This window comes from Pseudalkalibacillus berkeleyi, assembly GCF_021608225.1.
Taxonomy (GTDB): domain Bacteria; phylum Bacillota; class Bacilli; order Bacillales; family Fictibacillaceae; genus Pseudalkalibacillus; species Pseudalkalibacillus berkeleyi.
In genome coordinates, this window is record NZ_JAKIJS010000001.1 from 179,308 (window position 1) to 191,431 (window position 12,124).

12 protein-coding genes are annotated in these 12,124 nt (G+C 38.2%); 7 read left to right on the forward strand and 5 right to left on the reverse strand.

Annotated features, from left to right (window positions below; translation table 11 throughout):
• Positions 1-15: 15 nt before the first annotated feature.
• The gene (locus L2716_RS00980) at positions 16-1,395 is read right to left on the reverse strand and encodes a Glu/Leu/Phe/Val family dehydrogenase (RefSeq protein ID WP_236330701.1); all 1,380 of its coding nucleotides are present in this window, start codon (positions 1,393-1,395) and stop codon (positions 16-18) included.
• 288 nt (positions 1,396-1,683) lie between these two features.
• Here L2716_RS00980 and L2716_RS00985 point away from each other — a divergent pair, with 288 nt between their 5' ends.
• On the forward strand, positions 1,684-3,399 hold the full coding sequence (locus L2716_RS00985; RefSeq protein ID WP_236330705.1) for a S8 family serine peptidase: 1,716 nt from the start codon (positions 1,684-1,686) through the stop codon (positions 3,397-3,399).
• 115 nt (positions 3,400-3,514) lie between these two features.
• Here the strand turns inward: L2716_RS00985 and L2716_RS00990 are convergent, their stop codons facing one another.
• Complete coding sequence (locus tag L2716_RS00990) at positions 3,515-4,534, reverse strand: acyltransferase family protein (RefSeq protein WP_236330709.1); 1,020 nt, start codon at positions 4,532-4,534, stop codon at positions 3,515-3,517.
• 207 nt (positions 4,535-4,741) lie between these two features.
• Here L2716_RS00990 and L2716_RS00995 point away from each other — a divergent pair, with 207 nt between their 5' ends.
• On the forward strand, positions 4,742-5,659 hold the full coding sequence (locus tag L2716_RS00995) for a DNA-3-methyladenine glycosylase family protein (protein ID WP_236330712.1): 918 nt from the start codon (positions 4,742-4,744) through the stop codon (positions 5,657-5,659).
• 45 nt (positions 5,660-5,704) lie between these two features.
• Here L2716_RS00995 and L2716_RS01000 read toward each other — a convergent pair whose 3' ends face one another.
• Entirely contained in the window at positions 5,705-6,592 is an 888-nt protein-coding gene (locus L2716_RS01000; RefSeq protein WP_236330715.1) for a peptidoglycan-binding protein, read from the reverse strand.
• Positions 6,593-7,022: 430 nt separating this feature from the next.
• Here L2716_RS01000 and L2716_RS01005 point away from each other — a divergent pair, with 430 nt between their 5' ends.
• The 5 genes from L2716_RS01005 to L2716_RS01025 all read left to right on the forward strand — a co-directional run bounded on the left by L2716_RS01005 (position 7,023) and on the right by L2716_RS01025 (position 11,044).
• Positions 7,023-7,340, forward strand: a complete 318-nt coding sequence (locus L2716_RS01005) for a hypothetical protein (RefSeq protein ID WP_236330717.1) — start codon at positions 7,023-7,025, stop codon at positions 7,338-7,340.
• Between the two features lie 90 nt (positions 7,341-7,430).
• Entirely contained in the window at positions 7,431-7,595 is a 165-nt protein-coding gene (gene ytzI, locus L2716_RS01010; RefSeq protein ID WP_236337761.1) for a YtzI protein, read from the forward strand.
• A gap of 141 nt (positions 7,596-7,736) precedes the next feature.
• Entirely contained in the window at positions 7,737-9,122 is a 1,386-nt protein-coding gene (locus L2716_RS01015; RefSeq protein ID WP_236330720.1) for an N-acetylmuramoyl-L-alanine amidase, read from the forward strand.
• 166 nt (positions 9,123-9,288) lie between these two features.
• Positions 9,289-10,458, forward strand: coding sequence for an MFS transporter (locus L2716_RS01020; RefSeq protein ID WP_236330722.1), 1,170 nt, complete (start codon positions 9,289-9,291; stop codon positions 10,456-10,458).
• Positions 10,459-10,531: 73 nt separating this feature from the next.
• Positions 10,532-11,044, forward strand: a complete 513-nt coding sequence (locus tag L2716_RS01025) for a DinB family protein (protein WP_236330726.1) — start codon at positions 10,532-10,534, stop codon at positions 11,042-11,044.
• A 72-nt stretch (positions 11,045-11,116) separates the two neighbouring features.
• Here L2716_RS01025 and L2716_RS01030 read toward each other — a convergent pair whose 3' ends face one another.
• Together L2716_RS01030 and L2716_RS01035 are read right to left on the reverse strand one after the other, a co-directional pair.
• Positions 11,117-11,596, reverse strand: coding sequence for a BsuPI-related putative proteinase inhibitor (locus L2716_RS01030; RefSeq protein ID WP_236330729.1), 480 nt, complete (start codon positions 11,594-11,596; stop codon positions 11,117-11,119).
• Positions 11,597-11,675: 79 nt separating this feature from the next.
• Positions 11,676-12,014 carry an ArsR/SmtB family transcription factor gene (locus tag L2716_RS01035; protein ID WP_236330732.1) on the reverse strand — a complete coding sequence of 113 codons (339 nt, stop codon included), beginning with the start codon at positions 12,012-12,014 and terminating at the stop codon, positions 11,676-11,678.
• Positions 12,015-12,124 lie beyond the last annotated feature (110 nt).

Below are 12,124 nucleotides of genomic sequence, written 5' to 3' on the forward strand. Positions count from 1 at the left end.
ATGAAAAGCTATTTTTTAGTAAAGCTTTCCTTGTCTAAATAGAATGGTCGATAACTTCATCACAGCGTGGATGTAACAATTTTGGCGTAGTGGAAATGGATCTCCGAAATACTGTGGAAGAATGGTTTCCATCGTACCTTTCATTTTCTTCAAAAGTAGTTTGTTTACTTCGTCCTCACTATAGAACTGGGTTTCACGACCTTGTAGCCATTCGAAATAGGAAACGATTACACCACCCGCGTTTGCAAGGATATCAGGAACGATAATGGTTCCTAGATTACTTAGGTACTGATCTGCCTCTCCGGTAATAGGCGCATTTGCACCTTCTACGATCATTTTCGCTTGAACCTTTTCAACATTATCAGCATGGATTTGATCCTCAAGCGCAGCTAATATCAATACATCTACATCAAGGTAAAGTACATCTTCGCGATCAAGAATATCTGCAGATACATTAGCAGCAGTTAATTGGCCGTCATCTGTAGGGAGATCACCATCATTTTTTTCTGTAAAATCAATTAACGCTGGGATGTCTAGCCCTTTTTCGTTGTAAAGTGTAACATTCCGATCACTAACTGCTACTATTTTATTATTTAAATGCTTACATTCAAACGCTTCAAGGGCAGCAATAGAACCGACATTCCCGAAACCTTGGACAGAGAGTGTCAACGGACGATTTGCATAACTAAGCGCAGTCTTTGCAAATGGGTTATCAAGGGTCGATAGCCAATTCTTCTGTTCATTTAAGAAATCATGAATCATATAGCGCAATGTGAAATAAACACCTTTACCAGTCGCTTTTCTTCGACCAAGAGAGCCCCCATTTACAACGCTTTTCCCTGTAAAACTGCCTCGATAAGGCTTGCCTGGTTTAATGCTCTTATATTCTGCCATCATCCAGTCCATTTCTCGATCCCCCGTACCCACATCTGGAGCTGGAATGTCCTTATCTGGACCAATGACATCACTAAAGTAATGGACGTATTTCTCACAAATAAGATGTAACTCTTTTACGGAGTAGTCCCTCGGGTTCAGTACAACACCACCTTTACCTCCTCCAAAAGGAACTTCATGAAGTGCGTTTTTCAGAGTCATTAGAGAAGCAAGGTTTGTGACTTCCTCCTCATTCACTGATTCGTGAAATCGAATCCCACCTTTATATGGTCCAAGCGCATTATTATGTTGCACCCTGAAGGCTGGAATTCGTACAACCTTTCCATCTTCTAACGCAATCCTCAAAAAGGATTTATGTATTTGATTGGGCGTAGAGAGAATAGCGGCTAATGATGTAAATGCCTGTTCACGTGTTTCATCCTGTAGGTCAGGTAGAAAAGTGTCATCTTCTAATAGTGCATCTAGCGAATTCTGAACAATTGTACCTGTTTGGCTCGTCATAAACTATAAAACCTCCAACTGGTCATTTGTATCTATTATAGCAATATTTGTAGTATTCCTTAAAAGATAAGGTCTGAATCATTCGACAATTTAACTTTTGTCGAAAAGATAGTAGAAGCGTCCTCAATCAGAATGAAGATATTGAATTAAGCAGGACATTCCACACAAATATAAAATGCAGTTATTTCCATACATATCCTCATTTCATCATAGGTCTAATGTATTACGATTAAGTAGCAGAAAATTTAAAACATTCAAAAATTGATGAAAATTGAGGGAGGAAAAGGAATGAAGAAGAAACATGTTGTCGCTTCGACAGTACTTGCTACAAGTATGCTTTTTACATCTATCGGAGGTGTAAGTGGTGCAGATTTCGAAAAGAAAGTGTCAAAAAATCCGGTAATGCCTCAAGCAATGGTGAATGTGAATGGTAACAAAGTGTATGACAATCTCGAATCTATGCTTAAAGAGAAATCTCAATCCGACATCATTAATGTCATCATCCAATTCGATGAAACGCTAGGAAATGAGAAAGCACATCAATCAATCCTAAGAAAAGTCGGCAAATTTAAAACAAAGCATAAATTCTCAAAAGCCCTCAATGGGGTAGCGGCATCTATGACGAAAAAGCAAATTGAGAAATTGGAAAAACTGCCATTCGTTAAATCTATTGAATATGATGCTCCAATTCAAGCTACAAATGGCACAGCAAACACTTGGTTTGGAACAGAAAAAGCACGAACGGATTTCGGTCTAACGGGTAACAGTGATGGAAACGTAAATACGTATTCGAAAGATGATCAAGTGGTAGCAGTCATAGATACAGGTATTGACGCCAACCATGTGGACCTTGATGAAGGTAAGGTACTAGGGTGGAAGGACTTAGTGAATAATCGCACAACGCCATATGATGACAATGGACACGGTACACATGTTGCGAGTACTGTTGCTGGTGATGGAGATGGAAATCCAACTCATAAGGGAGTTGCACCAGGAGCTGGCCTTGTTGGTGTAAAAGTTTTAGATAGTCAAGGTAGCGGTAGCATGAGTACGGTAACAGCTGGAATAGACTGGGCAGTAGCGAACAAAGATGTGTACGGTATTGAAGTTCTAAGCTTAAGTCTAGGGACTTCTGCAAGTTCTGATGGGACAGACTCCACATCAGTTGCAGTTAACAACGCAGTAGATGCAGGCTTAGTCGTAACGGTAGCAGCAGGAAACTCTGGTCCTGGTAAGAAAACAATCGGATCTCCTGGAGCTGCAGAAAAAGCAATTACGGTTGGTGCTGGAGCAGACTTAGGAGAAGGTGGGTTCTTCTTAGCAGAGTTCTCAAGCCGTGGTGAAACAGCTGATGGACGGATCAAGCCGGATATCTTCGCGCCTGGTTACAATATTACAGCAGCACAAACGAATACAACGAACGGATACGTCACATACAGTGGGACAAGCATGGCGACACCATTTACAGCTGGTACAATCGCCTTAATGCTAGAAGCCAACAATGGACTTTCGCCAACAGATGTGAAAAACATTCTATCAAACACAGCTGAAGACTGGGGGCCAGCCGGAAAAGATATCGATTATGGTCATGGGCGATTAGATGGTTATGAAGCGATTAAAGATGCAGGGAATTTGAGTGGTACAAATATTGTGACACCCAATCACTTTGCTGAGCAAGACTCACTTGGTGGGACAGGAAGTGAGGATACGTATCAATTCACGGTAAACAATACGAGTTATCCGACAGCCGTTACAATGATCATTCCGAATTGGAAGGCTAGTTGGTGGTTTGGTGGATCACCTGACTTTGATGTATATGTGTATGATCCATCTGGGGTACAAGTTGCAAAAGCAGAAGGTACGAAGCGTCAAGAAACGATTTCCTTCACACCATCAACGACAGGAACGTATACACTCAAAGTTTCATCTTATAGTGGAAGTGGATCCTACTATGTGGATCTAAGCTCAGGAACGAATGGACTGACACAAACATCTAATCAATAAACTTATCTATAACAAAGAGCTGACCTATTATTCATTGAAAAATGAACATAGGTCAGCTCAATTTTTTTGTCGTTATTATTGTGATTTCCTAGGAAATTGTAATTTTCCCTCGATATTAAGAGGCGTCTGCTGTATTTCGTTTACGGTACATCGATTTTTGTAGAAGGCTTGTCCTTAATTCAATTAAAGGTTGAGCTAGAGTCATTATTGGTTTAGATGCTAATGATAACGTGACAACTGCTGCCAATACGACGAATAAAATATAGTTTCCAGTGTCTTGAATGGCATCGTAGAACGGTGTAATAGAGAACAATTTCACGATAAATCCATGTAGCAAATAAACGTATAATGTTCGTCCACCCATATGCGTGAAGAATAGCTTCCTTCTTGGAACGAGTGCCATGAAACTGAATGTAGCAATGAGCATTAATCCATACATAAGCAAACGAATGAGAATTGCTTGTTCAACACCAACTCCAAGTTCTTCATAGGATGATGAAGCCAATAACCATTCTTTCGCTGCTTCTGGAAAGAAGAAATAATAACTAATAAACATCGTAACGAATAAAGTACTTGCGGCTATACGTTTCCTCGTATTTAACAACGCGTAAAAGTGTTCTTTCTTTAAATAATAGCCGAGCAAAAATACTGGGAAAAAGACAAATGTTCTAGATAGACTTAAAAATGTCCCAATATCTTGTACATATCCTGCAATTAATCCTAGTCCAAGAGCAACGATCAAAGGATATTTAATACGAGCGAATATGACTAGTAATACGTTCCATAGGACTAAACTTAGTAGAAACCAAAGCGTCCAATATGGATCAAAGAGCTTAAATGTTTCACTTCCGTTTTTGATCGTGTAAAAAGCAAAATAGATGATCTGAAAAATGAAATAAGGGATCAATATTTTTTTGAAAATGTTTTTCAAGTAACCTTCTTTAAAGATACTCTTCGAGAAAAATCCAGCAATCAATATGAATGCAGGCATGTGAAACGTGTAAATAAAGTTATACACCGTATATAAAACGTCACTATTTGATTTATGTGGACTTATGAAATGTCCAAATACAACGAGAAAAATCAGTATAAATTTTGCATTGTCAAAATAATAATCTCGTTTTTCCTTACCCATAATCTTTGCCTCCAAGTTGTTTAATCATTATTTGTGTTATACATTAAAAACGAAGCATGCTGTGTACTAACATACCCCGTCAGATTATGAATAAACCGTTTGTCATCAAATTTATTCGTTATCGTTATAAATTTATGGAGGTTTGTAAATTACACTTAACAGATGCTACGACTTTGTAATAAATGTAACCATTTGTAGAGGTGAATAATGGAAAATAAAACGAATATTTTGGCAATTGAGGGACCTTTTTCATTTGAAAATACCTTTCAAAAACATCATCGAACGACAGATACTTTAAAGTCCATGGTCATTAAACCGGAAGAAAGCCGTTTCATTAAATGGATAAACTTAGCTGGAAAGCCGTTTCTTTTAGATATTACAGTTGTTAACGAAGAGAATGGAATCTCCATGCATCAAAATCAAAGAGTGGATAAAGACATAGAGCGTGAGCTCCAAACGTTTATGAAGAGAATGTTTGGTACGGACTATAGGCTGGAATCATTCTATGAACATATAAGAGAAAACAGTCATAGAGTCACCCAAGTTACCCACCTTTTTCATGGCATGCGTGTCATTACCAACCCAGATTTATTTGAGACAACAGTAGACACGATTATAGGTCAGCAAGTGAATTTGAAGTTCGCTGCAACATTAAAGGAACGACTGATTCGTTATGCGGGCACAGTCCATCGGTTCGAAGAGGATAATCTTTACATATTCCCTAGTCCAGATCGAGTCGCTAAGCTTGAATATCAAGAACTTCAAGATTTGTCATTTAGTCAACGGAAGTCAGAATATATTATTGATTTTGCAAGACTAGTGTCTAGTGGAGCGATTGATTTAAATGCCCTATGGAATTTATCTAATCAAGAGATTATTGACCATTTGATGCCATTAAGAGGAATTGGAATGTGGACAGTTGAGTGCTTAATGTTGTTCGGACTCCATCGACCGAATGTACTTCCCGCAGCAGATATCGGATTGAGAAATGCAGTGAAGTTTCTATATGATTCGGAAAAACAACCTCAAACTGAAGAGATTCGAAAACTAGCGGAAGAAGAAAATTGGTACCCATGGGAGAGTTACATTACTTATTATTTATGGCAATATTTAAATACGATATGAACATAAAAAAATAGACCTTGCTTCAGCAAGGTCTATTTCTTCTTATTAATCTAAAATTGTTACTTCTACTTGTTGTACGCCAAATTGTTCGGCTTTATCTTGAGATTGCATATATAGGTCAATCTTATTTCCGTTTATAGCGCCACCTGTATCACCAGCAACTGCACGGCCATAGCCCTCTACATATACTTCTGTTCCGAGTGGAATGACATTAGGGTCTACAGCGATCACTTTTTGGTCTGGATTTTTATTTAAATCAATTCCAGTTGCTGTTACGCCTGAGCACCCATTACAGTCAGCAGTATATGCTGTAGCTTGCATAGTCATTGTTTTTTCTTCATCTGCAGCTGAAGCTTCTGCTTCTTCTGGTTCAGAAGTTGTTGTTGCTTCAGTAGATTCAGCTTCTTCTTTAACTGGTTCGGCTTTTTTTGCTGCTTCATTCAAGTTAAATAGTGCTGCTTTTGTTTCAGGACCTGCAATACCATCAACTTGTAGACTATTTTTATTTTGGAAGTTTTCAACTGCTTTTTCGGTTATAGGACCGAAAATGCCGTCCACCTTATAGTTGTAAAGCTTCATTTCAGCCAAATGCTTTTGTAAATGTTGTACAGCCTTACCACGATCACCACGTTCAATCATTTCAGTAGCTTCTTCTAGTACATCTGCTGTTTCTTGATCGACAGTACCTGTTGGCTTAAGATCATAGTCTTTTTGGAAATTCTTTACCCCTGTATGAGTGATACTACCGAAATAGCCGGTAGATTTATCGTAGTTGAAGAATCCTAATTCTTTAAGGTCCTTTTGAATAGTGTGGACGTCCTCATCCCACATGTTCTTCTTTAACGGCTTGTCCAATTCCGCCGCTTGAGTTGCTGTAGGTGCAAGAGCAGCAGTTCCTGCAATAGCAACAGTAAGTGCTAATTTCTTAAACATATAGAAGGTTCCCTCCTTTAAATTGCAAGACGCATCTGTTTTTTTTACGCGTCTTAATTGGACATTCTACTACTTGAGTATGACAATGCAATAATAGAGCAATTACAATGAAGTTACGATTAGAATACAATGGACAAGTGCTTTGTTATTATTCTGAATATAAGGTAAAATAGGTAATAATTTACTATATTAATCCAGATTGTGAAGTGGAGGGGTTGTTCTGAAGAAATTAAACCTACCATCTAAATGGATTTTATCGATTGGGCTTATTAGTTTAATCATCATTGGAATTGGAGGTTGGACAGGCGTTTATCTGTTTAAAAAAGCAGACGGAAATCCAACAACACTAGCTAGTGCGAAGAATAATGGAGATGTTCGTGTCGTTTCGAACGATGCCTTATTTAATGATGAGGGAAAAGAAGAGGAAATTTTGAGAGAAATAAATTTAATGCACACATATTTCAATGAACTGCTTGGGTGGGGAGCTTGGCAAAGTATCGATCCCACAAATAAAGAAGAACAGCTCGGAGATCGTCTCAAGTATATAAGGAAAATACTAGTCCCGGAAACAAGAGGCACACTAAAGAATGATTTGAATAGAGCAGCAGACGGAATAGAGCGTGCCATTGACGAAAACGATACAAAACATTTGCTGGTTACACATAGAATTTTTCATGATCTTGATGTGGTAATGAATGATATTGTTGTTGATGTATATTGGGGTGTGACTGAAACATATGGAAAGTAAAGGTCGCTGTTAAAAAAACTGTCAAGTTTAGATAGTGAATTCCTTTCAATGTCATGTTAAATTTGAAGTTGGAAGGAAGGGATACTATTGATGTTTAAAGTGATGGTTGCATCTATTCTCATCATTATTTTCGTACTTGTGATATTTGTGGCTGCAATAACAAAGGGATATTCATATAAACATACCATTGATCCACTAGAAAACAATCCAAATGTAGATGGAAATGAAGAAGATAAGGATAAGAATGAACAATAAATGCTTAATTTTATAATTTTACTGATGATAAAGGGTGGCTGTATACTTCAGTCACCCTTTTTTTGTATTTGGACAAGCAAAAAATGGAAAATGGCATATATTGTACAAAGGGAATAAAAATGAATTGAAAGTGGTGGAAAAATGGTTACTGTCGTGATTGATCCCGGTCATGGAGGAACTGACCCAGGTGCAACTTATAAGCAATATAAAGAAAAAGACTTTAATTTAAAAGTCGCGCTATTGATCCGTAAGTATCTAATAGAGACCTATGAAGTGAAAGTATTGATGACAAGGTCCAATGATGAAACCTTAAGCTTAGAGCAACGCACAACATATGCGAATAATAAAAATGCAGATTTCTATTTGTCAGTCCATCATAATGCAGCTGGTGGATCTGGTTTTGAAAGTTATATTTATAATGGTTCAATACCGAGTGCAACGAAGGAAATCCAAAGAATTATCCATAAAGAAATTGTATTTACAACAAATAAATATAATGTAAAAGATCGTGGCCAAAAGAGAGCGAACTTTTTCGTGTTACGGAAGACGAAAATGAATGCACTTCTTCTGGAGGTTTTATTTATAGATAACCAAAGGGATTTGCAGTTGATGTTAAATAATCAATTTCTACAGGATGTTGCGAAAGCAACTGCAATTGGATTAGCAAAAGCTCTCAATTTAACAGCAAAGCCGAAACCTCTACCAAAACCTGATCCAAATGCATTGTACAAAGTCATCGCTGGCTCATTTAAAGAGGAAGAAAATGCTAAGCAACGTGCGCTATTTCTGCAAACGAACAAAATTAACTCGTACATTTATCCTGTAAATATTAATGGAACGACTTATTATCGTGTACAAGCTGGCGCTTTCTCACTCAAAGAAAATGCAGATGAGTTAGTTGCACAGTTGAAAAGTATTGGAATTGATGGAGCATTTATCGTAACAGAAGGTGAAGTTGAGCCACCTCCTGTTGAACCGATTACGGGGTATAGAATTATGGGAAACAGCGTGTTGACAGCTTCTTCAATGAATAAAATGATAAAGGTGATAAACAAAAGTGCGCCAGAACTTGCAGATTTGTATTTAGAAATTGGTGAAAAGTATGGGATCAGAGGTGACGCTGCTCTAGCTCAGGCGATACACGAAACGAACTATTTTAGATTCACAGGAACAGTGAAACCAGAACAAAATAACTATGCAGGTATTGGAACAACTGATCCAAATACGCCGGGTGCAAGCTTTGCTTCTCCTCGTGAAGGCGTAACGGCGCATATACAACATTTATATGCCTATGCATCAACAGATCCATTACCACCTGGAGAAAAGTTAGTGGATCCTCGATTTGATTTAGTGACACGTGGGTCTGCTCCAACTTGGACAAGTTTAAATGGGAAATGGGCTGTTCCAGGCACAACCTATGGACAATTAATCCTCTCCATTTATGAGAATATGATTAATTTCGAGCTAGAACAAATTAATCAATATATTGATCTCTTAGAAAAGACAACACAACAGATCAAAGAATAGTGAGCTCCATTGTTGGAGCTTTTTTTATGCTTGGAAAGCATGTTTGTAATGAGGAATCTGGTTTAGCCTATCTATCAAGCAGATTTATCAAAGGTTTGATCGTTAAGTGTTACAATGTGAAATAGTGATTTATCGGTCTTTACCGCAGTAGTTAGGATGAAGTCTATTGGAAAATTGGAAAAGAAGTGCACGTTATCTTTGGCTATGTAATTTCATAATTGTTGCTGCAATGACAATGATACTTCCATTTCTGCCGCTTTATTTAGAGGAGCTTGGCGTGACGAATGAGAAGTCGTTGAGTATTTGGACAGGTGCAATTTTTTCTGCCGCTTTTTTATCGGGTGCCATTATGGCTCCGATATGGGGGATTTTTGCTGATAAATATGGTCAAAAAGCCAACCTTATCCGTGCTGGAATCGGAATGGGGATTCTCACCTTTTCAATGGCCTTTGCAACAGGTCCATGGATGCTCCTTGGCTTACGCTTTTCAATGGGGTTCTTTTCAGGATTTATAACGGTCTCCTTTTCTTACCTATCTAGAATCACACCTAAAGAACAAACAGGAAGTGCGTTAGGTTTTCTTCAAACTGGTGGCATCTCAGGTGGGATTGTTGGTCCGCTTTTCGGAGGCGCATTATCAGATTGGTTCGGATTTCGCCCGGTATTTGCGGTTACCGGCATAAGCATTTTAATCACTTTACTGCTCGTTATTTATGCGATACCGAAAGATCAACCGATGTTGTCTGAGAAAGAAAAACAAGGGACTTTTAAAGACGTATTAACGAATAAACACCTCATTATTTTATTTATTGCCGCATTTCTATTACAAGCAGCGATGCTAAGTACAAACTCAATGATGACCATTTTTGTAAAAACTTTCGTATCGAATAAAGAAAACTTAGCATTGTTAGCCGGGTTCGCTGCTTCCATATTAGGGATTGCAATTATCATTGGTTCTCCATACTTAGGGAAACTTGGGGATCGAATCGGCCATGTAAAACTGCTACCTGTTGTTATGGTTGCGAGCGGTATATTATTCTTACCGCAGTTATGGACAGATAATATCTATGAATTATATGTTTGGAGATTTATGCAAGGCCTACTGCTTGGTGGCGTTTGGCCAGCCATCCAAACGTTAATTCATAAAAAAACACCACCAGACATACAAGGGAGAGCATTTGGTGTAACCTCGAGCGTCCGTTTTCTTGGAAATCTCACAGGTCCATTAATTGGTGGTTGGATATCAGGGAGCTATGTCACAGCATATGTATTTGGATTTGCAGGGATATTGCTGATGGCAGGAGGTCTACTCGTTAAAGTTGGGCTTAAAGAGTGAAGTAGTTTCAGTTGACATCAGAAAATTCTGACGATAATCTTAGAGAGAATAGATGGTAAGGGAGACGGTTTAAATGGAGAATCAAGCGTTGTTACAAATGTTCAATTTTTCTCGCAGTAATACTCTTGCAGGTCTTAAAGCAACAACGGAGGAACAAGCTTTACAGGTTCCCGAAGGCTTTAATAATTCAATTTTGTGGAACTTGGGACACGTTTATTTAGCCGTTGAGGGAATTATGGCACGCCTAGATAAGAAAGATCCAGAAGTGCCTGAAGAGTATAATGATTTCTTTGGTCATGCGACTAGTCCCTCTACATGGGAAAAGGAACCGCCTGCATTAACTGAATTAGCTGATGATCTTGAGTCTCAAATTGAACGAGTTGAAATGCTGTATGGCGATAAGCTAGATGAAAAGCTGGCGGAACCTTTCAAATTGAATGAACGAACTGTATTTGAAACGTATGGCGAAGTATTGAATTTCATGATTTGGCATGAAGGGTATCATCTTGGTACCATCAATGGCATTAAACGCGCGATTGGTATAAAAGATCTCTGGCAACCATTAGAAACGCAGGAATCAAAGTAATACGATTTGCTAAACAAAAAAGATCCGCCCTACATCATGGTAGGGCGGATTCTATTAGTATACAGCATTTTACTATTCAATCGTTTGTTTAAATGTTGTTTCAAATGGGGGCTTAGAGGTGACTTTAAACCGGATCGTGTACGTGCCTGGATCTAATTGAGGTAGAGCGACTGTAAATGCTTTGCTACCACCGGGCTCGATCGTTTCCGTTTTAATAGCTTGGGTGAACATTTTACCTTCTCCCCAATGAAATACCTCTTTACCATTTTCATCTCTAATCCACATGTCATACTGTTGTCCACTAGTAAACTCCATTACTTGTGGGCGTTCAGTTTGATTCTTCAATTCGATTACTGTTTTGTCCTCTTCGAATGAGAGTACATTCAATTCCATTTGACCTGCCACAATCCCATTCCCTTCAGACGGTTTTTTAGGTTGCTCGTTCGCTTGTCCATTTGTAGGCTCTGCTTCTGGTTTCTTATTTGCTTCTTCAGTTCCACAAGCCGCAAGCACAAAAATAAGTCCTAAGATCATGAATACTCGTAACATCATAAAAACCCTCCCTATTTACACAAAAGATGTAGGTGGTTCAATCGTTCGTAGTATAGACGTAACCGGTTAGGCTTATGTTTCATTCATTATTCGATTGTTCAAAAATACATTCAGATTCTATCACCTTAACGAGATCCTTCAACTGTTCTAGAGAGCGCTCTACTTCCAACTTATAATAATTTTGCGTCCCTTTTTTCTCTGAGCTAACAATTTGTACTTGTTTTAAAATTTTCAAGTGATGTGAGATGGTTGGACGGGACATTGGAGAATATTCAGCAATCTCATTCACATTCAATCTTTCGTTTTCAGCAAGTAACAAGATTAATTCCTGTCTAACTGGATCTGCTAACGCTTGAAATAAGGGGATTGCATTTCGAAATGATTCTAAAAATCGCTCTTTATTATGTTTAACATTCATTGTAATCACCATTCGTTCATTAGTTTAAACCTATATGTCTATACTATATCAGCAAGTTTAGATTAGCAAACGAAAAAACGGAACAGACAAGGTGTCTGTTCCGTTCGGTA